Source organism: Achromobacter aegrifaciens, assembly GCF_902859735.1.
Taxonomy (GTDB): Bacteria; Pseudomonadota; Gammaproteobacteria; order Burkholderiales; family Burkholderiaceae_B; genus Achromobacter; species Achromobacter aegrifaciens.
On record NZ_CADIJY010000001.1, the window covers coordinates 636579 to 658030 of the forward strand.

The following is a 21452-nucleotide window of genomic DNA, read 5'->3' on the forward strand; positions in this document are numbered from 1 at the left end:
TGGAAAGGTGCGGCCGTGGCCGGCCAGGATGTCAGCGCGATGCCTGGATCTGTACCGTCAGCGTGCCGATGTCCTCGATCGTTGCGCTGATTTCGTCACCGATCTTGAGGAACGTGCCTTGTGGCGCGCCCACGCCGGCGGGCGTGCCCGTCAGTACTAGATCTCCGGGTTCCAGCGTCATGATGCGACTCAGGATTGCCAGCTGCTCACGGATGTCGAAGACCATGCCGCTGGTACGGGCGTTTTGCTTGATCTGGCCGTTGACGCTGAGCTTCAGACCCAGGTCCATGGGGTCGCGGATGAACGCCGCCGGTACCAGTCTGGGTCCGAGCGGGCAGCTGGTGTCATGCGCCTTGCCGGCCACCCAGTCCAGCTTGTAGAAGGTGTCGGGCGCCTTGTTGAGGTCGCGCGCCGACATGTCGACCGCGACGGTGTACGCCGCCACGTGGTCCAGCGCATTTTCCGGCAGCACATTCCTGGCCGTCTTTCCTATCACCAGCGCCAGTTCGATCTCCCAGTCCAGGCGCTGGCAGCCTATGGGCATGTGTACCGTGGCACCCTCGCCGACCACGGCCTGGCGGGGCGGCTTGAAGAAAAAGAACAGGCGCTGTGCGGACTTGTCCTCGGCGTTCGGGACGTTCATTTCCGCCAGGTGGTCATGGTAGTTGGCCCCGGCGCAAAGCACCTTGCCCGGATACTGCAGCGGAGCCATGTGGCGCACCGGTCCGGAGACCTCATGGCCGTCGAGCGCGGAGCGGCGGGCGGCTGCCTGCTCAAGCAGCGCCAGCGAGCGCGGCCAGTCTTCGAAGAGATCGCGGACGGAGGTATCCAGGGCGGGCTGGTCCAACACCTGGGCACAGGTGGCCAGCGGATAATTCCGCCCTTCGATTTCCAGGCAGGCAACGGGACGAGAGGCGATGTCGAGGGTGGTCAATGCGAACATGGGACTTGATCCAGTGAGATCAGAAAATGGGTGGCGGGCGGCGCAGCTCAATCGACCACGAAGCCGGACTGGGCCACGGTATCGCGCCACTGCTCGAGCTGCTGGCGCGCCAGCGCGTCGACCGCCTGCGGTGTGCCGCCGGCCGGTCGCATGCCCAGCTCGGAAAGACGCTTGGCGACGTCGGGAAGGGCGAGGATGTCGTTTACCGCCGAATTCAGCTTGCGGATGGCTGGCTCTGGGGTGCCGGCCGGTGCATACAGCCCAGCCCAGCCCGAGGTCTCGAGTTCGCCCAGCCCGAGTTCGCGCATGGTCGGCGTTTGCGGCAGCGCCGGTTCGCGTTGTGCGCTGAAGGTCGCCAGAACGCGCAGCTTGCCAGCCTGCGCCAGCGGGACCACTTCGCCCGCATCCATAACGATGGCATTGATGTGTCCGCCCAGGAGCGCGGTGACGGCGTCCTTGCCGCCCTTGAACGCGATGTGCTCCAGCGGCGTACCTAGGCGCCTGGCCAGTGAAACGCCCAGGAAATGCTGCAGGCTGCCGGTGCCGGATGTACCGTAGAACGCCTTGTCCGGATTCTGCCTGGCCCAGGTCTGGAACTCGTTGAACGAGGTGACGGGGCTATCGGCCGCGACGGCGAGCACGATGTCCCAGCTCACCAGCTGCGTCACCGGCTTAAGGTCGGCGAAGGGATCGTAATTGAGCTGTCGGAACAGGTGCGGGTAGAGGAAGATGGCCACGCCCGGCGCCACCAGCAAGCTGCTTCCGTCGGGCGCGGCGCCCTTGACCGCCTGAATGGCAATGCGCGTCTGCGCGCCGGGGCGGTTCTCCACCACCACGGGCCGCTCCAGATGATTAGGAAGCTTCTCCGCCACGATCCTGGCCACGGTATCGAACGATCCGCCGGCCGGCAAGCCGACGACCAGCTTTGCCGGCTGCTGCGCGTGGCCGGAGGCCGCCATGAACAGGCCGGCCAATGCCAGGTACTTGAGTCGGGTGAGAAGGGAGGCCCCGCCAGGAACGGCTGTCTTCATCTTGTCTCCACGGTCTTTTTATTTGAGTTGACCCTGGCGAGGATTGTAGGCGCGTGGTGAAAACCGTCTAATGAAGATTAGTCATCGGGTGAAAACTAGATGGAATTTCAAATCCTGGCATTGGCGCTATCGGCTTCCCTGACAGACCAGACCTCCACCCGATCACGTCCCGCATTCTTCGCCCGGTACAAGGCCTCATCCGCCTTCGCCATGACCTTGTCGATGTCGGCATCATCCGACGGCCACAGCGCGATGCCGATGGACACCGTGACACGCCCCACCGCTTGCGGCATGGCATGGCTTGCCGTCGCAGCCCGGATGCGTCCGGCGACCATCTCCGCCGTGTCACGCGAAGCGTTGGGCATCAGGATCAGGAACTCTTCGCCGCCGACGCGGCACGGCGCGTCTTCCCCTCGCACACAGGTCTTGAGGATGGCGGCCAGCGCGATCAGCACCTGATCGCCGGCCGCGTGCCCGTAGGTGTCGTTCACGCGCTTGAAGTGGTCCAGGTCCAGCGCGAGCGCCGCGAAAGGCTGCTGGGTCTGGCGCAGGGTGGCGATCTGCAGCGCCAGGCCCCTGCGGTTGAAGAGGCCCGTCATCGGATCGGTGATGGTGTCCGTGTTCAGCTTGTCGAGCCGCCGGGTTTGGGAGCTTTGGCTCATCGTCACGGCGTTCCGCAGGCGGGCAGCTTCGTAGTACCAGCCCTTGACCCTGTCCAGATCTCCAGCGGATGCGCCCGGCTGGTCCCGTTCGATGATCTGCGCCAGTTCCTCCAGCGGCCGCGAGATCCAGCGGCCCAACAGATAGATGACCAGGAACATGATCAGCCCCACCGGCAAAGCGTAGAGCACGATCCTGTCGGTCAGGCTCCGCAGCGGGCGCAGCGTTTCGTCCAGCGGGCGTTGCGCCACGACGCCCCAGCCGCCGTTCTTGAGCGCGGCGTAGCCGGCCAGGAGGTGCGCGCCGCGGGTGTTGACCACGGGCATCGCACCCGTCTCGCCGCGCAGCACGGCTTCGACCACGGCGTTGCTTCTTTCGCTGGTGCCGATGCGATCCTTGTCCTTGTGATAAATGATGGTGCCGTTGCCGTCGACGACATACAGGTAGGATCCGTCGCGGTAGAAGTGCTCGCCTACCAGTTTGTCGAACTCGTTGCCTTGCCGAAGGTGGATGGCCGTGAGAATCGTGCCGGCATAGTTGCCCTTGGCATCACGGAAAGGCTCGGAAAACGCCAGTATCAGCTGGCCCTCCATACCCACGTAGGGGGTCGATATCTGGCCCTTCAAATGTTGGGCGCCCGTCGCCAATTGTTGGCGCACCAGCGTCCTGCCTTCGAAGCCCGCGTCGGCGGGAGCGGTGGCGAGGATGGTGCCGCTACTGTCGGCGATGGCGGCCGTCATGACGCCGTCGCTCTGATGGACGAGGCGCGCGAGTTCGTCTTCCATGGCGGGTTTCGAACCCAGCAGGCCAGGCGCTCGCTCGGCTGACAGGAGCAATTGCCGCTGTATGGATTCGATGTAGATGTCGGTGACTTCCGCCAGCTTGACCGCATAGGCCCGGTTGGCCTCGAGGGTGTTGGCAATCAACTGCTCGCGCTGCACCAGGTAGGCCGCGTACAGGGTGTTGACGAAGGCGATGATTCCGCTCGCGAGCGCCAGCACGGTGACAAGGCGGCGCAGTTTCAGTCTGGGCATCGCGGCAGTGGTCAATGCGGAGCTCCTTCAATCATTCACTCTGACCATTGAATCGGGGCCTTCCGCGCCTGGCCGAGCCTGCGCGCGTGTAGAACTTCAGTTTTGCGGCAAGCCTGCGCCAAGTCAAGAATCGCGTGAACGGGCGCCTGTGGATAGCGCTTCGATCAGGTGCTCGATGAAAGCGGCCGTCGCTTCGGGCAACCGGGCGTGGCTGGCGGTCTGCACTTGCAGCGTGCGTTCGGCGAAGACGGCTTGCTGCAAGGACACGGCCACCAGCGCGCCGCTGCGCAGCGGTTCGGCGAGCGTGATCTCGCCGGCCAGCGTGACGGCATGGCCGGCCTCGACGATGGCGCGAATGACCGATGACGAGTTGCTCGAATAGGCGATGTCGAAAGGCGGCCCGTCGCCGCCCGCCGCCGAGTTGTCGAACAACAGGCGCACGGTGGTGCCCGAGTCGGTCAGCGCGATCGGGTAGCGGCGCAGGTCGTCCAAGGACACGCTGGCGCGTTTGGCGAGAGGATGGCCCGGGACCATGATGGCGCGAACGGGCGAGACGATTTCGTAGCGCACGGCGATGCCGTTGCCCGCGTTCAGGCTGAAGGCCAGGCCCACGTCGATGCTGTTGTCGCGCAGGCGCTGCGTCACGACGCCGGGCGAGCCGATGTGCACCTGGAACGCTACATCGGGATGCAGGGCGCGGTACGCGCCCAGGATGGGCGGCAGCACGTTGCGCGCCACGGCTTCGTTGGAGCCTATGCGGATGGTCGTCAGCTCCGCATGACGCAGGCTGCGGATATCGCGCAGCACGTGTTCGGCATCCATGGCGACGCGGCGCGCATAGTCGGCCAGCATTTCGCCGGCCCGCGTCAGCTCCATGCCATGCGGGCGCCGTTCAAACAGGGCCGCGCCGCAGTCATCCTCCAGTTTGGCGACCTGCCGGCTGATGGCGGAGGGCGCTACGTGGAGGCTCGTGGCCGCGTCCTTGATGCTGCCTGCGCGTACGACCTCGAGGAAATAGCGGTGCGCGGTGCTGAGCATGTCGTGATTCTCAAAATAGCAATTGGCATGCTAATTATTGATATTGATTGCCGCAAAAGCAATTCATAGAATGGGCCGACCAGGGCCGCCAGGATACAAGGGCAACAGACCCGCCTACGGCGCTTCAACCAAGGGGAATCGCATGGCTAGTGTTGTATGTAAATCGGGCCGCGCCGCCGCGCGCCCGCAGGGACTCGGCATTCTGAAGCGCGCCTTTGCCGCGCTGGCATTGTCGGCGGCTACCGGCGCGGGGGCGGCTGATTTTCCGCAGCGTTCGCTTCAGCTGATCCTGTCGTTTCCACCGGGCGGAGCGACGGACGTGCTCGCTCGCGAGCTCAGCCAGAAGCTGGGCGACACGCTGGGCCAGTCGGTGGTGGTGTTGAACCGCCCCGGCGCTGGCGGCTTGATCGGCATGCAGGCGGCGGCGCGTTCCGAAGCCGACGGCTACACGCTGTACATCTCGTCGGTGATGTCCAACTCCATTTACGAAGCGCTCAATGGCAAGCAGCAGGTGTCGCTGGACGGCGACTTCGATGCGGTGGGCGCGATCGCCAGCGCCCCGCACATCCTGGTCACCCCCGCGACGCTGGGCATCAAGGACTATGCCAGCCTGGTGGCCTATCTGAAGGCAGCGCCGGGCAAGTACAACTACGCGTCGATGGGCGCGGGCACCCTGTCCAACCTGGAGGGCGAGATCTTCAAGGAGCAGGCGGGCGTGGACGCATTGCAGATCCCGTACAAGGGCAGCAGCCAGGCCTTGCCCGAAGTCATCTCGGGCGCGTCGGTCTTCATGTTCGACAGCGTGACCAGCTCGCTGCCGCATAAACAGGGCGGCCGCATCGACGTGCTGGGCGTGGCCTCGGCCAAGCGTCTGCCGGTCATGCCTGACGTACCCACGCTCAAGGAGCTGGGCGTGCAGGGCCTGGAGGCGGAGAACCTGTTCGCGTTGATGGCGCCCAAGGGAACGCCCAAGGACCGCCTGGACATCGTGGCCCGCGCGCTGGCCAAGGCGCAGGGCGACGCGGGATTCCGCAAGGCCATCGAGGCGCAGGGCTTCCAGATCAGCGAGATTCCGGCTCAGACCCTGCCCAAGTTCATCCTGGACCAGCAGGCGTTCTGGCGCGACAAGGTCAAGGCCCTGAACATTACTGCGGGCAAATAGCGGCCGTCCCGGCTTTCTTGCTGGCCGCCCGCGGGCGGCCAGCCCCTAACTTCCGACCCGACTCCCATGCCCATTCCGAACGATCCCTTCTGGCAGCTTCCTTATGCATCGCAACGCATGCCCCTGCTTGCGGACAACGTGGTCAGCACGTCGCAGCCACTGGCCAGCGCTGCCGGCCTGCAGATGTACGCGCGGGGCGGCAACGCGATCGACGCGGCACTCGCCACTGCCATTGCGCTGACCGTCGTGGAGCCATGCATGAACGGGATCGGCGGCGACATGTTCGCCATCGTCTGGCATGGCGGGCGCCTGCATGGGCTGAATGCGTCGGGGCGCGCGCCGGCCGCCTGGGAAACGGCCAGGTTCGCGCATCTGGATGGCATGGACCCGATAGGCTGGGGCAGCGTGACGGTACCCGGTGTCGTGTCGGGTTGGCGCGCGATCTGGGAGAAATTCGGTTCGCTGCCGTTCGAGGACTTGTTCGAGCCCGCCATACGCTATGCGCGGGACGGCTATCTGGTTTCGCCCACGGTGCATCGCCAGTGGCAGAAGCAGGTGCCGCGCCTGAGCGGGCAGCCGGGCTTTGCCGAGTCCTTTGCGCCCGGGGGCCGCGCGCCCTTGCCCGGCGAGCGCTTCTGCAGCCCTGGCCAGGCCGCCACGCTGGAGAGCATCGCCCGCAGCAAGGGCGAGAGCTTCTACCGCGGCGAGCTGGCCGCGGCGATAGCCGCCCACGCGCGCAACACGGGCGGCTATATCACCGAGGCCGACATGGCGGGCCATGCGGCTGACTGGGTGGAGCCGATAGGCATGCGCTACCGCGACCTGGAGCTCTACGAGATTGGTCCCAATGGCCAGGGCATCGGCGCATTGATGGCCTTGGGCATGCTGGAACGTTTCGACCTGGCGGATTGCGGGCGCGACAGCGGCCGCGCGCTGCATCTGCAGATCGAGGCCATGCGCCTGGCGTTCGCGGACCTGTACGAACATGTGGGCGATCCGGCCCACATGCAGGTGTCGAGCGCGCAGTTGCTGGAACCCGCCTATCTGGCGGAACGGGCAAAGCTCATCGATCCGGATCGCGCGGGCGAACCCCGGGCCGGCAATCCGCACAGCGGCGGGACGGTGTATCTGACCGCGGCAGACCGGCACGGCACCATGGTGTCGTTCATCCAATCCAACTTCAAGGGATTTGGTTCCGGCGTGGTGGTGCCGGGAACGGGTATCGCCATGCAGAACCGGGGCTGGGGCTTTTCAACGAAGGCCGGGCATCCCAATGTGGTGGCGCCAGGCAAGCGGCCGTTCCACACCATCATTCCAGGCTTCCTGATGAAGGGCGGGCAGCCTTTGATGAGTTTTGGCGTCATGGGCGGCTCCATGCAGGCGCAGGGCCATCTTCAAGTGACGAGCCGGCTGGCCGACTTCGGCCAGAATCCCCAGGCAGCGAGCGACGCGCCGCGCTGGCGCATCAAGGATGACAACGTGGGCGTGGCGGTGGAGTGGAACGTCCCGCCGGATGCTGTCGAGCATCTGCGCGCATGCGGCCACAAGGTCGATGTGGCGCCGCGCTTTGATCTGGAGTTCGGCAGTGCGCAGATGGCCTACCGGCTGGAGCAGGGAGGCTATCTGGCGGCGTCGGATCATCGCAAGGACGGCTACCCCATAGGCTATTGACGCCGTCTTCCTGGGGCATGTTTGGTCGAGGAAAATCCCCGTTTCGTCGAAAACTGCGTGATGTCTCGTGGCCGGCCGATGACAATCGGCACATTTCCGGCCCGAACCGATGCGGCAACGGTCCTATCCCGACGCTGGCCACAATGGCCGACCCGTCGCGTCAGCGCTGCGCCACCGCGCGCCGCAGGCGCTGCGACGCGACCCGTCCCAGCACCACGGGCGCAACACCGTTGTTGAACGCGACCTCGGTCTGCGCGCCGGGCAGCTGCGACAGGTGGGAGACATGTTCCAGATTCATGATGACCGACCGCGACAAGGCGCAGAAGGGCGGACTGGGCAGTTGGGCCGCCAGGCGCTTGAAGGTGATGTGCATCAGCTCGTTGGCGTGCGCGGCGCTGCAAAGCATCACGTAGTCGCCTTGCGCCTGCGCCATGGTCAGTTCATGGATCTTGATGATCTTGGTGCCGTTGCGCGTTCGCAGCGTCAGGTGGCCGCCAGCGCGCGGACGCAGCCGCGCCAGCGCCTGTTCAAGCCGGCCCGGACGCACGGGCTTGAGCAGGTAGTCGACGGCCTGGACGTCGAAGGCGCGGGCGGCGTAGTCGCTGTGCGCGGTGACGAAGACGACGGCGGGTGGGACTTCCAGCTGGTCCAGCAGGTCGAAACCGGTGGCGGCAGTGAGTTCGATGTCCAGGAACAGGGCATCCGGACGATGCTCGCGGATCAGCGTTCGCGCCAATTCCAGGCAGTCGGCTTCGCCCGCGACATGGACGTCGGGCGAGGCTTCGAGCAGCCGGCGCAGGTAGCGCCGCGCCGGGGCTTCATCGTCGATGACAAGCACACGCAGCATTTTCCTCCCTGGCGCCATGGTGTGGCGGGTATAGTCGTCCGGTCTGGCACGCGGGTAAATATAAGGCCTATGCAGTTTCCAGAGAACCCTTTGCCCGTCCGGGGGGCGCATCCATGAAGTTCGCATCGATCGGCCAGGGTTTGAGTCCAGGGGAGTCCTCGCTTGGCTTCTGGCGGGCGCAGACGCTGGGATGGCTCTTTCTCGCGATCGTGGGCTTCTTCATCCGGTTGGCGGTGTTCGGCAATGCCACCGCAGCCTTCTGGCTTACCGTGGCGCTGGAACCGCTGGCATTCGTCCTGACCAGCGGGGCGGCCGTGCTGCATGGCCGCCGTGCGGGCAAAGGCGATCCGCCCTTGCTGGTGCTGGTCTGCGCGGTGTTGTTCTGCCTGACCGCCTCGGCCTTGCTGGCGTCGATCGCCTATGGCATCCACAGCCTGTTTCTGCCTGGCGCAATCCGCGTGCTGCCGGGCAACCAGTACCGGCTGGGCTTTCTCTACTACATGGGCATGCTCTCGATCTGGACGCTGATCTATTTCGGCGTCTCGGCCGAGCTGAACGCACGCAGCGAGCGCCTGTCCAAGATGAAGGCGGAGACGCGCTCCTTGAGGCTGGAGCTTGAGCATCTGCAGCTGCAGATCGAGCCGCACTTCCTGTTCAACTCGCTGAACACCATCGTGGCCGAGATCGCCGATCGGCCTGCCATCGCAGAGGAAATGACGCGCAGCCTGGCCGAGTACCTGCGCTATTCGCTGGACCGGCGCGGACGAGGCTTGTCCAGGCTGGAGGAGGAGATCGAGGCCGCCGAAGCCTATGTGCGCATCCAGGCGCTGCGCTTTGACAAGCGGCTTGAATTGCGCAGCCAGATCGATCCGGCCACGCTACGGATCAGTGTTCCGCGCATGACGCTGCAGGGACTGGTGGAAAACGCGATCAAGCACGGCATGCGTTCGGAACACGCGCATTTCCCGATCAGCATACGCACGCGTTTGCAGGGCGATGAACTGCTCATCGAAGTGGACAATCCCGGCCGGCTGCACGCGCCCTTCGATCTGGCCAGCGGCGGGGGCGGACTAGGGAATCTGTGCAGGCGGTTGACGCTGAGGTATCCGGACAGGCATCAGTTCGTGCTGGAGCAGCGCGGGGAAAGAACCGTCGCGCAGATAAGGCTGCGGGGCGAGCCGCTGCCGGCCTAGCGCGCCGGTTTCAGCGGTACGTCGCGAGCAGGATGCTGGTTTCGGTGGCCGCGATGCCCTTGATCAGGCGCACGCGTTCCAGCACCTTGGACAGATCTGCAGTGGAATCTGCGCGTATTTCGGCCAGCAAGTCCCAACGGCCGTTGGTGTCGTGCAGCTGCTCGACGCTCGGCTCGCCCAGCAGGCTGGCCAGCACGGCGCGCGTCTGGTTGCCGTCGACGGTGATGCCCATCCAGGCGCGCAGGCCGTCCTGGTCGGAGTCAGGGCGCAGCTTGAGCGTATACCCGGCGATGAGCCCGTCCTCCTCCAGCTTGCGCAGGCGGTTGGAGACCGTGCCGCGCGACACGCCGGCCTTGCTGGCCAAAACGGAAAGCGGCGTGCGCGCGTCGCGCCGCAGAATGCCGATCAGTCGGGTATCGATTTCATCCATGACGGGTCCGGATTTCAATATTCCCGGAACAGCCGGCCATAGCCGTCCATCCGGTCGTGGACCCCCGCCAGCCGCAGGCAATGCCACATGCTGGCCTGATTGCTGCCGATCACGGGCTTGCCCAGCCTGTCTTCCAGACGTCCGAGGATGGCGGTGGAGCGCAGCGCGCCGCAGCTGATGAAGACGGCGTCGGCATCGGGCCGGTCCACGGCACAGGCGAATTCGTACAGATAGTCGGGCGAGACCCGGTTCATGGTTTCGTCGTCGGGCAGGGCCAGGCCCTGCAGCGAGACGACTTCGTGGCCGATGCTTTCGAAGTAAGCGCGCTCCAGTTCGTTGACGGCATCGTCATAGGCGGTGGCAACCGCCAGGCGGCGCGCGCCGACCGCGTCCAGCGCCTGCGTGACGCCGTCCAGCAGCGTGGCCACGGCCGCGCCGGGGCGGGCCTGCGCGAGCAGCGCTCGTACCTTGTCGTTGCCGATCACGAAGCTGCCCGCGGTGCAGTTGTAGCAGACCACGTCGATATCGCGACGCCCTGGCGCCAGGCCGTCCAGGGCCTGAAGCAGTCCGCCCTCCATGCCGGCCAGGCTTTGCACGGTGCAGGCCGTTGCCATGGGCACGCGGGCAAAGCTCAGGCCCACGCCGTCGGGAGCCATGGCGTGCATTTCGCCCTCGGTCAGGCCGGCATTGGCCACGCACAGGAAAGCCAGGCGGGCCCGGGGGTAGGGGCCGGCGTCGTAGCGGACGGGATTCATTCCGTCATCCCCGCGGCGTCGAAGCACTCGCGTATGACCGTGGCCGCCTTGACGAAGTTGGGGTGCCCGACCATGGCGTAGTTGCGCGGACGCGGCAGATCGATGTCGACGGTCAGCGCCACGCGGCCCGGCCGCTTGCTCATCACCACCACGCGGTCGGACAGGAACACCGCTTCGGAGATGCTGTGGGTAATGAACATGACGGTCTTCTTGCTTTCCAGCCATACCCGTTGCAGCTCCAGGTTCATGGCTTCGCGCGTCATCGCGTCCAGGGCGCCGAAGGGTTCGTCCATCAGCAGGATGTCGGGGTCGTGGATCAGCGCGCGGCACAGCGCCACGCGTTGCTGCATGCCGCCGGACAATTGGTGCGGCAGGCATTTTTCAAAACCTTCCAGTCCGCTCAGCTTGATCAGTTCTCGCAGCCGGGCCTCATGACGCGCCGCGGGCAGTTTGCGCATCTCCAGCTGCAGCGAGATGTTCCCGACGACGTCGCGCCATGGCAGGAGCGCCGCACGCTGGAACACGATCCCCACGTTGGCGCCCGGCTCGGTCACGCGCTCGCCAAGCACGCGGATCTCGCCGGCGGTGGGCGGCGTCAGGCCGGCGACCGCCCGCATCAAGGTGCTCTTGCCGCAGCCGGAGGGGCCGAGCACGGAGAGGAACTGGCCTTCGGGTATGGCAAGGTCGATGCCGTCGACCGCGACATAGGAGCCAAAGCGCTGGACCATGCCGCGGATGTCGATCGCGGTATCGGGCGCGCCCGCTGCGGGAGCGAGCGTCAAGGCTGCGTGCTGTGCCATATCTAGTCCCTGTTGTAGTCGTTGGTGTAGAGCGTGCTGGTCGGGACCGGGCTGGCGATCTGATTCGATTGCACGAACTGGTCGACCATGGCCTGCCAGTCCTTCTCCGCAGAGACGCCGAAAGGCAATCCCTTGGTGTTGGGCGTGCCGGCGGCCTGCAGCGAAAGCTGCAGCTGGCGCACCAGTTGCTCGCGATTGCGCGCCTGTTCCGGACGTTGGCGCACCAGGGCGTCGACCGAGGCGGCCGGGTCGGCCAGGGCCGCCTCGTAGGCCTTGCGCGTGGCGCGCAGGAAGCGCCGAGCCGTTTCGGGATTGGCCTCCAGCCATTTGGTATTGGCCGCCAGCCCGCCTTCCAGCGCGTTGACGCCGAAGTCGGCATAGAAAAAGTAATGCACCTTTGCGCCCTGCGCTTCCAGCGGCGGGATATGGAAGTAGGTCACGCCGGTGATGGCGTCGGCGCGGCGTTGCAGGAACAGGGCGGTCTTGGTGCCCACGGCGGGCGCGATGACATTGATCTTCTTCTGGTCCACGCCGTTCAGCGCGGCCAGCACCGGGAACATCTGCGCCGTCGACTCGGATGCGCTCATGCCCAGCACCTTGCCTTCCAGGTCCTTGGGCGCGCGCACCGGGGCGTCCGCGTGGCTGATGATGACCATGGGCGAGCGCTGGTGCACCGCGAAGACGGCCTTCAGCGGCATGCCTGCGGCGACGCCCTTGAGCATGGTGCCGTAGTCCATGAAGCCGATGGGATCGATGCCCTGCGCCACCAGTTTTGCGGTGTTGCTGGAGCCGCTGCCTTCGCCGATGCTCAGGTCTAGGCCTTCGGCCTTGTAGAGGCCTTTGTCTATGCCGTAGTACAGCGGCGCGTGCGTACCGTAGATGCTGTAGTCCAGGCGCAGGCTCAGTTTTTCCTGAGCGCCAGCCGCGCCTGCGGCCAGCAGGCAAGCCAGGGTCCAGCCAAGTCGAGTCGTGAATTTCATGATGGAGTCTCCGGAGGGCGGGGTCAGACAGAGGGCAGGGCGTCGCTGCGCACGCTGATGTGCCAGGGAATCAGGAATCGTTCGGAAAACTCGACCAGGTAGTAGAAGACCAGGCCGATGAGCATGAGCGCGACCAGCACCGCGAACAGCAACGTCGTGTCTAGGTTGGCGTTGGCGGACAGCAGCACGTAGCCCAGGCCGCTTTCGGCGCCCACCCATTCCCCCACCACCGCGCCGACCGTGGCGAAAGCAATGGCGACCTTCAGGCCGGAGAAGATCTGCGGCAACGCATACGGCAGCCGGATGCGCAGAAAGGTCCGCAGGGCGCCCGCCCGCATCGAGCGGGCCAGGTCGTTGAGGTCCGCGTCCACGGAACGCATGCCCGCCACCGTGCTGACCACGATGGGGAAGAAGGCCACCGAGAATGCGATCAGGATCTTGGGAAACAGGCCCAGGCCGAACCAGATGATGATGAGCGGCGCGACCGCTACCTTGGGAAACGCCTGCGACACCACCAGCAGCGGCATGATGGCGCGCTCCAGCGGACGCGACCACACCAGCAGGATGCCCAGCGGTATGCCGACGGCGATGCTCAGCAGGAAGCCGCCCAGCGTCTCGACGGACGTGACCCAGGAGTGATGTCCCAGGAACGCCGAGTCGGTCCACAGCCGTTCGAGCACGCTTAGCGGCGGCGGCAACAGGTAGGCTGGCAGGCCGAACAGCGGTATCGCGAAATGCCACAGAAGCAGCACTCCCATGACCGCGATGGTTGGATACATCCAGTTCTTCAACACGGCAATTCCCCTTGTATGTTGTTGGAGCCGGTCTTGTTGTCAGACGTCGATTTCGATCAGCTCGCGCGGATAGCGGGTGAGCACTTCGCAGCCGTCCTCGGAGACGGCCACGCTTTCGCTGGCCATGAAGCCGCCTTCGGGCATGAAGAGGGAAGGCACCAGGTGAAAGGTCATGCCGGGCTCAAGCACCGTGGGGTCGTCCGGACGCAGCGCGAGGAAGCGGCCCTCGGCCCAGTTGGGCGGAAAGCCGATGCCTATGCCGTAGGCCGTGCGGTGATCGAAGTAATGCCCCAGCCCGGCCCGTTCGAAGACCGCGCGGCAGGCCTGGTCCACCTGGGCGGAGGTGACGCCGGGGCGGATGGCGTCGATGGCGGCGTCCAGCGCGGCGATGACGGTGCCGGCCAGGAAGCGCTGCCGCTCGGTGGCGCGCCCGACCACGCAATTGCGGGAGATCATGGCGTGATAGCGGTTGATGTTGGCCGCGGCCTCCAGGAACACCAGGTCGCCCCGCTTGAGCTCCCGGCGCTGCCAGGTGGTGAAGCAGACGCCGCTGGCGCGCCCCACGGCCACCAGCGGCACGCGGGTGTACTCGCTGCCGGCCTTGGTGGCGCCGTGCAGCATGGCGGCGGCGAGATCGTTTTCGGTGGCGCCGACTGCGATCGCGCGCACTGCGGCGTCGATGCCGGCGACCGCCGCGTCCGCGGCCTGGCGCATGAAGCCCAGCTGCGCCGGGGTCTTGATCTTGCGCGCCTCTTCCATCGGGCCTTGCCAGTCGGCCAGCCGTGGGCCCAGGCGGGCTTGCAGCTGCTTGTAGGCGGCCACGCTGAGGTAGCCAGAAGCCGTTTCCAGGCCAATGAGGCCGCTGGGCAGGATGTCCTTCAGGTAGCTCGCCAATACATCGACCGGGTCGCTGATGTCATCGATGGCGACAAAGCGTGCGATGTTGCGGTTGCCGGTCGCCACGGCGTGGTTGACCTGGCGCGAGACCATGGCGATGCCGCCGTCGGGCGAGACCACCAGGCACTGGAAGGTGAAGTAGCCAATGGAACGGTAGCCGGTCAGCCAGTAGATATTCTCGGGGTCGAACAGGATGGCGGCTGACAGGCCCTGAGCCTGGATGTCCCGTGCCAGCAGCGAGAGGTTCGCGGCATAGGTTTCCGGGCCGAACGGCAATTCCATGGTTGCGTAGTTTTCCGACACGATGGGTCCTGGGTGAAAGTCGAGCGTTCATCCTAGGAACAATCTGCATAACTGCCTAATACCAATAATTGCCATCCCTATAGCTAAATAGTTATAGTCGGCGCATGAACGTGCGAGAGATAGAAATCTTCAGGGCGGTGATGCGCGAAGGCTCGGTATCCCGGGCAGCGCAGGTGCTGCTGATTTCACAGCCTGCCGCCAGCAAGTACATCGCCCAGTTGGAGCGCCGCGTGGGCGTGGCGCTGTTCGTGCGCAAGGGCGGGCGTCTGTTGCCCACGCCCGAAGGCAGGGCGCTTTATGGCCAGGTCGACCGGCTGTTCTCCGGCCTTTCGCAACTGGATAGCTTCATCAAGGACCTGGGCAGCGAAAAGCAAGGCCACCTGACCGTCGCGTCCTTGCCCTTGCTGTCCTTGACCGTCATGCCGGACGTGCTGGCCAGTTTCATGGCGGACCGGCCCAACATCTCCGTGGCTTTGCAGACGCGCAGTTCGGCGCGCATCGTCGAATGGGTGGCGGCGCGCCAGGTGGATATGGGGGTGTGCTTCTACGGGGGGCAGCATCCGGGCGTGGTAGCCGAGCCGCTGGTGAGCCTGCAGCTATATTGCGCCATTCCTCCCGGCGACCCGCTGGAAAAGTTCGACACCATCCGTGTGGAACAACTGGCCGGCCGCGACCTCATCATCTACGACAACCTGGACCACACCCGCTTCTGGCTGGAAGCGCTGCTGGAGCAGCAGAAGGTCTACGCGCGGCGTCGCGTGCAGGTGTTCTGGACCTCGGTGGCGATGGAACTGGTGATGCGCGGCGTGGGCATCGCGCTGGTAGACCGGCTGACCGCCGCGCGCATCCCGGGCGGGCTGGATCAGCTGCGGCCGCTGGAGCCGGGCGCCTCGTTTGATCTCAGCCTGGTATGGCCAGAGCATTGGCCGTCGTCGGTCATCGCGCTTTCATTCGCTGACGCGTTGCGCGAGCATCTGCGCGACCACGCAACCTAGCGCACCGCGCCCGCGGCCAGGAAAACTGGAGGCGCGGGCTGGAATCGAACCAACCTTCGCGGATTTGCAATCCTGCTGCATAGCCACTCTGCCACCGCGCCGTTTATTTTGTCCTAGGACAGATATAATTATGTTCGAGTACAAACTAAAGCGCAAGCGGCAACCCATAGACAGAGGACAGCAATGCAGTTCCAGTTTCCCATCGTCATCATCGACGAGGACTTCCGCTCGGAAAACACGTCCGGCCTGAGCATCCGGGTATTGGCCGAGGCCATCAAGGCCGAAGGCTTCGATGTGCTGGGAACGACCAGCTACGGCGATCTCAGCCTGTTCGCGCAGCAGCAAAGCCGCGCCAGCGCCTTTATCCTGTCCATCGACGACGAGGAACTCGCGCACGGCGAGGGCGTCGCGCCCGCGCTGCTGGCATTGCGGGAATTCATCAGTGAAGTTCGGCGGCGCAATGCCGACGTGCCGATCTATGTGTACGGCGAAACCAAGACCGCGCGGCACATTCCGAACGACATCCTGCGCGAACTCCAGGGTGTTATCCATATGTACGAGGACACGCCCGAATTCGTGGCGCGACACTTGATCCGCGAGGCCCGGGCCTATCTGGAGGGCGTCAAGCCGCCGTTCCTGAAGGCGTTGCTGGACTACGCCGAGGACGGATCCTATTCCTGGCACTGCCCGGGCCATTCGGGCGGCGTGGCGTTCCTGAAGAGTCCCGTGGGTCAGATGTTCCATCAGTTCTTCGGCGAGAACATGTTGCGCGCGGACGTCTGCAACGCTGTGGAGGAACTGGGGCAGCTGCTGGATCACAACGGCGCCATCGGCGCGAGCGAGCGCAACGCCGCGCGCATTTTCAATGCGGACCACTGCTATTTCGTGACGAACGGGACCAGTACCAGCAACAAGATCGTGTGGCACCACATGGTGGCGCCGGGCGATGTGGTGCTGGTGGACCGCAACTGCCACAAGTCCATCCTGCACAGCATCGTCATGACGGGAGCGATACCCGTCTTTCTACGCCCGACACGCAACCATTTCGGCATCATCGGCCCGATTCCGCGCAGCGAGTTCGATATCCAGGCCATCCGGGAGAAGATCCGCGCCCATCCGCTGCTCAAGCACCTGGACGCTGACGAGGTCCGCCCGCGGGTGATGGCGCTGACGCAGTCGACCTACGACGGCATCATCTACCAGACCGAGGAGATCAAGACGGCCCTGGACGGCTACGTGGACGCCTTGCACTTTGACGAGGCCTGGATGCCGCACGCGGTGTTCCACCCGTTCTATGGCGCCTACCACTGCATGGGCAAGCAGCGCGCGCGGCCCAGGGAATCGCTGGTTTTCTCCACGCAATCGACGCACAAGCTGCTGGCCGGAATCAGCCAGGCCAGCCACGTGCTGGCGCAGGACTCCATGACTCGGCGGCTGGACCGGCATCTCTTCAACGAAGCCTATCTGATGCACACCAGTACCAGTCCCCAGTACGCCATCATCGCCAGCTGCGACGTGGCCGCGGCCATGATGGAGCCGCCCGGCGGCACGGTGCTGGTGGAGGAGAGCATCGCCGAGGCCCTGGACTTCCGGCGCGCGATGAAGGAGGTCGGCACGCATTTCGCCGATGGCGACTGGTGGTTCAAGGTCTGGGGACCGGAGACGCTGGCGCCAGAGGGCATAGGCTCGCCCGAGGACTGGATCATCCGCGGCGGCGACGGCGAGTCGTCCTGGCACGGATTCGGGGCGCTGGCGGACGGTTTCAACATGCTGGATCCGATCAAGTCCACCATCGTGACGCCAGGGCTGGATCTGGACGGCAACTTCGCGGACAGCGGCATTCCGGCCTCCATCGTCACCAAGTTCCTGGCGGAGCATGGCGTGATCGTGGAGAAGACCGGGCTGTACAGCTTCTTCATCATGTTCACGATAGGGATCACCAAGGGCCGCTGGAGTTCGCTCTTGACCGCGTTGCAGCAGTTCAAGGACGACTACGAACGCAACCAGCCCATGTGGCGGATCCTGCCGGAGTTCTGCCGCAAGCATCCTCGCTACGAGAACATGGGCTTGCGCGACCTGTGCCAGCATGTCCATGCGACCTATGCCAGGCATGACATCGCCCGGCTGACCACGGACATGTACCTGACTGACGTCACCCCCGCGATGAAGCCCTGCGATGCCTATGCCTGCATCGCCCAACGCCGCACCGAGAGGGTGGAGATCGACCATCTGGAAGGCCGCATCACCACCAGCCTGATCACGCCCTATCCCCCGGGCATACCGTTGCTGGTCCCGGGCGAGGCGTTCAACCGGACCATCGTCGATTACCTGAAGTTCTCGCGCGAGCTGAACCGCGAGTGTCCCGGGTTCGGCACGGACATCCATGGCTTCGTGGAGCTGCGCGACGCGGACGGAAACCTGCGCTACTACGTGGATTGCGTGCGGTAAGCCCGCTTTATGCGGACTGGAAATCCATGTCAAACTTACGCCGGGAGTCGGCGCGGCCGCTGCCCATGCCAGGAACGGAATTGTCTTAGGACGCTATGAAAATACAAGGAAAGACCGCCGCTGAGATCTTCGATTGCGTGCGCGGGCTGGCTCAGTCGGGCCAGTTGCCGCCGGGCCAGGCGTTGCCGCCGGTGCGCGATCTGGCGGTCGAACTGGATATCAACCGCAATACGGTCGCCGCCGCCTATAAGCGCTTGGTGACGGCCGGCATCGCGCTGACCCAGGGTCGCCTGGGCACCATCATCCGCGACCAGTCCGGACCGGGCGAACAGGAAGGCGCGCTATCGGACTCGCCATTGGCCGATCTGGCCAGCGGTAATCCCAATCCGGCCTGGCTGCCGGATCTGAGCGCGGCCCTCGCGATCCGGCCCTATCAGCCGCGGCTCTACGGCGAACCCACGGTCAACGCGGGGCTGGAAAGCTATGCCCGCGCCTGGTTCGCGCGGGACTGCCCGGCGCCTTTCGAGATCAACCTCACCCACGGGGCTGTGGACGCCATCGAACGGCTGCTCAGCTCGCACCTGGTGGCTGGGGATAAGGTGGCGGTCGAGAATCCCTGCTTCCTGAGCAGCATCAACATGCTGCGCATCGCCGGCCTGCAGGCGCTGGGCGTACCGGTCGACACCGAAGGCATGCAGGCGGCGGCCCTGGAAGCGGCACTGGCCAAGGGCGCGCAGGCCGTGATCCTGACGCCGCGCGCCCATAACCCCACGGGCTGCAGCCTGAGCGAAAAGCGGGCGAAGGCGCTGGCGCGGGTGCTGGCCAAGTATCCCCATGCCATGGTCATCGTGGACGATCACTACGCCTTGCTGTCAGGAAAGGAATACCACTCGGTGCTGCCTTCGGGCATCCAGCGGTGGGCGCTGGTGCGCTCGTTCTCCAAGACGCTGGGCCCCGACGTGCGCCTGGCCATGGTGGCCAGCGATACCGCGACGTCGCGCCAGCTTCGTTTGCGGCTGGCTTCCGGCACCAGCTGGGTCAGCCATCTGTTGCAGGACATGGTCGAGGTCACGCTGGGCCGGCCCGAGGTGGCCAAGCAGATGGCCCAGGCCCGCAAGGACTACGCCCAGCGGCGCAAGGCCTTGGAAGGCGCCTTGTCCGACCAAGGCGTGCCATACGCCGCGGACGGCGACGGCCTGAACCTGTGGGTGCCGCTGGATACCGACGACCAGGCGGTCGCGCTGGCCCTGGCCCATCGCGGCTGGTTGGTGCGCCATGGAGATGCCTTCGGGGTCCAGGAGCCGGTCAGGGGTCTGCGCATCACCGTCTCTGCGATCGAACCCGGGCAGTGCCGCAAGCTGGCGCGGGATATCCGGGAAAGCATGGTCTAGCCACGGCCGGCGTCAACGCCGGTCGGCCATGGCTTGTCCCAATCTGACGGCGCGCCCTGTCTTCCAGCCGGGATGGAACCGCCAGGCGTTGCCCGGCATCAGCAACACCACGGTCGACCCCAACTGGAAATGTCCCATTTCGGCGCCTTGCGGCAAGCGCAAGGGGGCCTGGCCGCCGTAGTCCCATTGCTGGATACGCCGGCCCCGCGGCGCCACCTGGCCATGCCAGGCCGTGGCTATGCTGCCAACGATGGCGGCGCCCACCAGCACCATGGCGTAGACGCCATGGAGTGGATGCTCGAACCAGCAGACCAGCCGCTCATTGCGCGCCAGCAGGCCATCCATGTGCTGCACGATCTCCGGCCGGACGGAATACAGAGTCCCCGGCACATGGCGCATGCCCAGCAGGCGTCCCTCGCAGGGCATGTGCACCCGATGGTAATCGCGCGGACTGAGATAGATCGTGGTGAACCAGCCGCCTTCCAATGCGTGCGCCAGGTCTGCATCGGCCAGCAGCGCGGCCGCGCTGTATCGGCGCTGCTTGGCCTGGATCAATTGCCCCAGGCTGATGCGGCCGAACTGGCTGACGGTGCCGTCCGCGGGGCTGGTCCAGTCCGCATCGGCCAGCTTGCGCGCGCCCGGGCGCAGGGCGCGCGTAAAGAAGGCATTGAAACTGTCATAGGCCCTGGGGTCGGCGTGCAGGGCTTCGGCGAGATCGATGCCGTACCACTTGGCATAGCCGCGTATCAGCGGCTGGGCCACCCATGGCTGGCGGCATGCGGCCAGCCAGCCGGCGCAACGTGTCAACCAGCGCCTGGGCGTAATGCGGTGGATAAACAGGGAAAGAGAGGTAGACATGACACTCGCGTTCGCTCGATGGCGGTTATTGTCCTGAATCATAGTGTAGTATGGCATAGGACAACATTTACGATAAGAATGCCGTAGATCGATTACCGAGAGGCCGCAGCCGCAACAACATGGTTTCCCTACATAGCCCGCGCGTTGAAACCCTGTCGCCCTATGTGCCTGGAGAGCAGGCTCCCGGCAATGGATGGATCAAGCTCAACACCAACGAGAATCCCTATCCGCCGTCCCCCGCCGCGATAGCAGCCATCGCCGCTGCGGCTGCTGACGGTCTGGAGCGTTATCCGGACCCGCAGGCCGGGCATTTGCGCGAGGTCATCGCGCAGTATCACGGGGTGCCGGTAGCGCAGGTCTTTGCTGGCAACGGCTCCGACGAAGTGCTGGCGCTGGCGTTCTGCGCGTTCTTCCAGCACGGCGTCCAACCCTTGCTGATGGCGGATGTGACCTACGGCTTTTATGAGGTGTATTGCCGCCTGTTCGGCATACGCTGCGCGCAGATCTCCGTGGACGAGCGCTTGAGGCTGGACCTGGACGGATTCGCGGCGCTGGGCGCCGCGGATGCGGGCATAGCCGGCATCGTGATCGCCAACCCGAACGCGCCCACGGGAGAGTGCCTGCCGCTGGACCGCGTGCAGCGGCTGCTGGAGATCCAGCCTCGCCGGCTGGTGCTGGTGGACGAGGCCTACGTGGACTTCGGCGGGCGCTCCGCCATTGCGTTGGTCGAGCAGTATCCGAACCTGCTGGTGGTCCAGACGCTATCGAAGTCCAGGGCGTTGGCCGGCCTGCGCGTGGGGTTTGCAATCGGGCAGACGTCGTTGATCGCCACGCTGGAGCGGGTGAAGAACAGCTTCAACTCCTATCCGCTCGGGCGACTGGCCCAGGCAGGCGCTGCAGCGGCCTTTCAGGACCGCGCCTATTTCGAGGAGACGCGGCAGGCCATCATCGGCACCCGTACCTTGCTCTGCGCGCATTTGCGCCTGATGGGCTTTGATGTCTTACCGTCACAGGCGAACTTCCTGTTTGTCCGTCATCCGCGCTTCGACGCGCGCTTGCTCGCCGCCGGCCTGCGAGACGCGAAAATACTGGTGCGCCATTTCGCGCGGCCACGCGTGGAGCAATACCTGCGCATTTCCGTGGGCACCGAGGAGCAGGCGGCCTGCCTGGTGCGCGCGCTGCGCGCCCTGGTTCAGCCATAGCGGCACGGGAGGGCCCGCGG

Annotated in this window: 19 protein-coding genes and 1 tRNA gene; 7 read left to right on the forward strand and 13 right to left on the reverse strand. The window is 65.3% G+C overall.

Annotation, left to right across the window (positions count from 1 at the left end):
- Positions 1-31 precede the first annotated feature (31 nt).
- From HV766_RS02955 to HV766_RS02970, 4 genes are all read right to left on the reverse strand, one after another.
- Positions 32-943 (reverse strand): fumarylacetoacetate hydrolase family protein, encoded by a 912-nt coding sequence (locus HV766_RS02955; RefSeq protein ID WP_175180523.1) that lies wholly within the window; start codon positions 941-943, stop codon positions 32-34.
- Positions 944-990: 47 nt separating this feature from the next.
- Positions 991-1974 carry a Bug family tripartite tricarboxylate transporter substrate binding protein gene (locus HV766_RS02960; RefSeq protein ID WP_175159828.1) on the reverse strand — a complete coding sequence of 328 codons (984 nt, stop codon included), beginning with the start codon at positions 1972-1974 and terminating at the stop codon, positions 991-993.
- 107 nt (positions 1975-2081) lie between these two features.
- Positions 2082-3683 carry a GGDEF domain-containing protein gene (locus HV766_RS02965; protein WP_175180524.1) on the reverse strand — a complete coding sequence of 534 codons (1602 nt, stop codon included), beginning with the start codon at positions 3681-3683 and terminating at the stop codon, positions 2082-2084.
- Positions 3684-3791: 108 nt separating this feature from the next.
- Complete coding sequence (locus HV766_RS02970) at positions 3792-4706, reverse strand: LysR family transcriptional regulator (RefSeq protein WP_175159836.1); 915 nt, start codon at positions 4704-4706, stop codon at positions 3792-3794.
- Between the two features lie 142 nt (positions 4707-4848).
- On the opposite strand from HV766_RS02970, the gene HV766_RS02975 reads away from it, so the two are divergent.
- Positions 4849-5868, forward strand: a complete 1020-nt coding sequence (locus HV766_RS02975; protein WP_082400824.1) for a Bug family tripartite tricarboxylate transporter substrate binding protein — start codon at positions 4849-4851, stop codon at positions 5866-5868.
- 66 nt (positions 5869-5934) lie between these two features.
- Positions 5935-7539: a gamma-glutamyltransferase family protein gene (locus HV766_RS02980; protein WP_217472140.1), complete on the forward strand. Its 1605-nt coding sequence runs from the start codon at positions 5935-5937 to the stop codon at positions 7537-7539.
- 160 nt (positions 7540-7699) lie between these two features.
- Here HV766_RS02980 and HV766_RS02985 read toward each other — a convergent pair whose 3' ends face one another.
- A complete protein-coding gene (locus HV766_RS02985) occupies positions 7700-8386 on the reverse strand; it encodes a LytR/AlgR family response regulator transcription factor (protein WP_054452138.1) in 687 nt (228 codons plus the stop codon).
- Between the two features lie 113 nt (positions 8387-8499).
- On the opposite strand from HV766_RS02985, the gene HV766_RS02990 reads away from it, so the two are divergent.
- A complete protein-coding gene (locus HV766_RS02990) occupies positions 8500-9579 on the forward strand; it encodes a sensor histidine kinase (RefSeq protein WP_054452137.1) in 1080 nt (359 codons plus the stop codon).
- Positions 9580-9589: 10 nt separating this feature from the next.
- Here the strand turns inward: HV766_RS02990 and HV766_RS02995 are convergent, their stop codons facing one another.
- The 6 genes from HV766_RS02995 to HV766_RS03020 are packed head-to-tail and all read right to left on the reverse strand — an operon-like array spanning position 9590 to position 14538.
- A complete protein-coding gene (locus tag HV766_RS02995) occupies positions 9590-10009 on the reverse strand; it encodes an Lrp/AsnC family transcriptional regulator (RefSeq protein ID WP_054452136.1) in 420 nt (139 codons plus the stop codon).
- Positions 10010-10023: 14 nt separating this feature from the next.
- Positions 10024-10764: a maleate cis-trans isomerase family protein gene (locus HV766_RS03000; protein WP_175180525.1), complete on the reverse strand. Its 741-nt coding sequence runs from the start codon at positions 10762-10764 to the stop codon at positions 10024-10026.
- Positions 10761-11564, reverse strand: coding sequence for an ABC transporter ATP-binding protein (locus HV766_RS03005; protein WP_119450411.1), 804 nt, complete (start codon positions 11562-11564; stop codon positions 10761-10763). Before HV766_RS03005 ends, HV766_RS03000 begins: the two co-directional genes overlap by 4 nt.
- A 2-nt stretch (positions 11565-11566) precedes the next feature.
- Positions 11567-12544 carry an ABC transporter substrate-binding protein gene (locus tag HV766_RS03010; protein WP_175180526.1) on the reverse strand — a complete coding sequence of 326 codons (978 nt, stop codon included), beginning with the start codon at positions 12542-12544 and terminating at the stop codon, positions 11567-11569.
- Between the two features lie 23 nt (positions 12545-12567).
- Positions 12568-13323, reverse strand: coding sequence for an ABC transporter permease (locus HV766_RS03015; protein WP_054452132.1), 756 nt, complete (start codon positions 13321-13323; stop codon positions 12568-12570).
- Between the two features lie 54 nt (positions 13324-13377).
- A complete protein-coding gene (locus tag HV766_RS03020) occupies positions 13378-14538 on the reverse strand; it encodes a M24 family metallopeptidase (RefSeq protein ID WP_175180527.1) in 1161 nt (386 codons plus the stop codon).
- Positions 14539-14648: 110 nt separating this feature from the next.
- Here HV766_RS03020 and HV766_RS03025 point away from each other — a divergent pair, with 110 nt between their 5' ends.
- Positions 14649-15533: a LysR family transcriptional regulator gene (locus HV766_RS03025; protein WP_158598560.1), complete on the forward strand. Its 885-nt coding sequence runs from the start codon at positions 14649-14651 to the stop codon at positions 15531-15533.
- A gap of 26 nt (positions 15534-15559) precedes the next feature.
- Here the strand turns inward: HV766_RS03025 and HV766_RS03030 are convergent.
- A tRNA-Cys gene (locus tag HV766_RS03030) sits at positions 15560-15634 on the reverse strand.
- A gap of 82 nt (positions 15635-15716) precedes the next feature.
- On the opposite strand from HV766_RS03030, the gene HV766_RS03035 reads away from it, so the two are divergent.
- Together HV766_RS03035 and ptsJ are read left to right on the forward strand one after the other, a co-directional pair.
- Positions 15717-17981, forward strand: a complete 2265-nt coding sequence (locus HV766_RS03035; RefSeq protein ID WP_175180528.1) for an Orn/Lys/Arg family decarboxylase — start codon at positions 15717-15719, stop codon at positions 17979-17981.
- A gap of 95 nt (positions 17982-18076) precedes the next feature.
- Positions 18077-19372 carry a MocR-like B6 salvage transcription factor PtsJ gene (ptsJ, locus tag HV766_RS03040; protein WP_175180529.1) on the forward strand — a complete coding sequence of 432 codons (1296 nt, stop codon included), beginning with the start codon at positions 18077-18079 and terminating at the stop codon, positions 19370-19372.
- Between the two features lie 12 nt (positions 19373-19384).
- On the opposite strand, the gene asd is transcribed toward ptsJ, so the two are convergent.
- Positions 19385-20230 (reverse strand): archaetidylserine decarboxylase, encoded by an 846-nt coding sequence (gene asd / locus HV766_RS03045; protein WP_175159853.1) that lies wholly within the window; start codon positions 20228-20230, stop codon positions 19385-19387.
- 119 nt (positions 20231-20349) lie between these two features.
- Between asd and hisC the strand changes: the two genes are divergently transcribed.
- Positions 20350-21432, forward strand: coding sequence for a histidinol-phosphate transaminase (gene hisC, locus HV766_RS03050; RefSeq protein WP_054452126.1), 1083 nt, complete (start codon positions 20350-20352; stop codon positions 21430-21432).
- Positions 21433-21452 lie beyond the last annotated feature (20 nt).

Excerpts from the sequence above, each read along its gene's own strand:
- HV766_RS02980 (WP_217472140.1), top strand. The coding sequence starts at position 5,935 with ATGCCCATTCCGAACGATCCCTTCTGGCAGCTTCCTTATGCATCGCAA.
- HV766_RS03035 (WP_175180528.1), top strand. The coding sequence starts at position 15,717 with ATGCAGTTCCAGTTTCCCATCGTCATCATCGACGAGGACTTCCGCTCG.
- HV766_RS03015 (WP_054452132.1), bottom strand. The coding sequence starts at position 13,323 with ATGTATCCAACCATCGCGGTCATGGGAGTGCTGCTTCTGTGGCATTTC.
- HV766_RS02960 (WP_175159828.1), bottom strand. The coding sequence starts at position 1,974 with ATGAAGACAGCCGTTCCTGGCGGGGCCTCCCTTCTCACCCGACTCAAG.
- HV766_RS03000 (WP_175180525.1), bottom strand. The coding sequence starts at position 10,764 with ATGAATCCCGTCCGCTACGACGCCGGCCCCTACCCCCGGGCCCGCCTG.
- HV766_RS03010 (WP_175180526.1), bottom strand. The coding sequence starts at position 12,544 with ATGAAATTCACGACTCGACTTGGCTGGACCCTGGCTTGCCTGCTGGCC.
- HV766_RS02990 (WP_054452137.1), top strand. The coding sequence starts at position 8,500 with ATGAAGTTCGCATCGATCGGCCAGGGTTTGAGTCCAGGGGAGTCCTCG.
- HV766_RS02985 (WP_054452138.1), bottom strand. The coding sequence starts at position 8,386 with ATGCTGCGTGTGCTTGTCATCGACGATGAAGCCCCGGCGCGGCGCTAC.
- ptsJ (WP_175180529.1), top strand. The coding sequence starts at position 18,077 with ATGAAAATACAAGGAAAGACCGCCGCTGAGATCTTCGATTGCGTGCGC.
- HV766_RS02970 (WP_175159836.1), bottom strand. The coding sequence starts at position 4,706 with ATGCTCAGCACCGCGCACCGCTATTTCCTCGAGGTCGTACGCGCAGGC.
- asd (WP_175159853.1), bottom strand. The coding sequence starts at position 20,230 with ATGTCTACCTCTCTTTCCCTGTTTATCCACCGCATTACGCCCAGGCGC.
- HV766_RS02975 (WP_082400824.1), top strand. The coding sequence starts at position 4,849 with ATGGCTAGTGTTGTATGTAAATCGGGCCGCGCCGCCGCGCGCCCGCAG.
- HV766_RS02955 (WP_175180523.1), bottom strand. The coding sequence starts at position 943 with ATGTTCGCATTGACCACCCTCGACATCGCCTCTCGTCCCGTTGCCTGC.
- hisC (WP_054452126.1), top strand. The coding sequence starts at position 20,350 with ATGGTTTCCCTACATAGCCCGCGCGTTGAAACCCTGTCGCCCTATGTG.
- HV766_RS02995 (WP_054452136.1), bottom strand. The coding sequence starts at position 10,009 with ATGGATGAAATCGATACCCGACTGATCGGCATTCTGCGGCGCGACGCG.
- HV766_RS03005 (WP_119450411.1), bottom strand. The coding sequence starts at position 11,564 with ATGGCACAGCACGCAGCCTTGACGCTCGCTCCCGCAGCGGGCGCGCCC.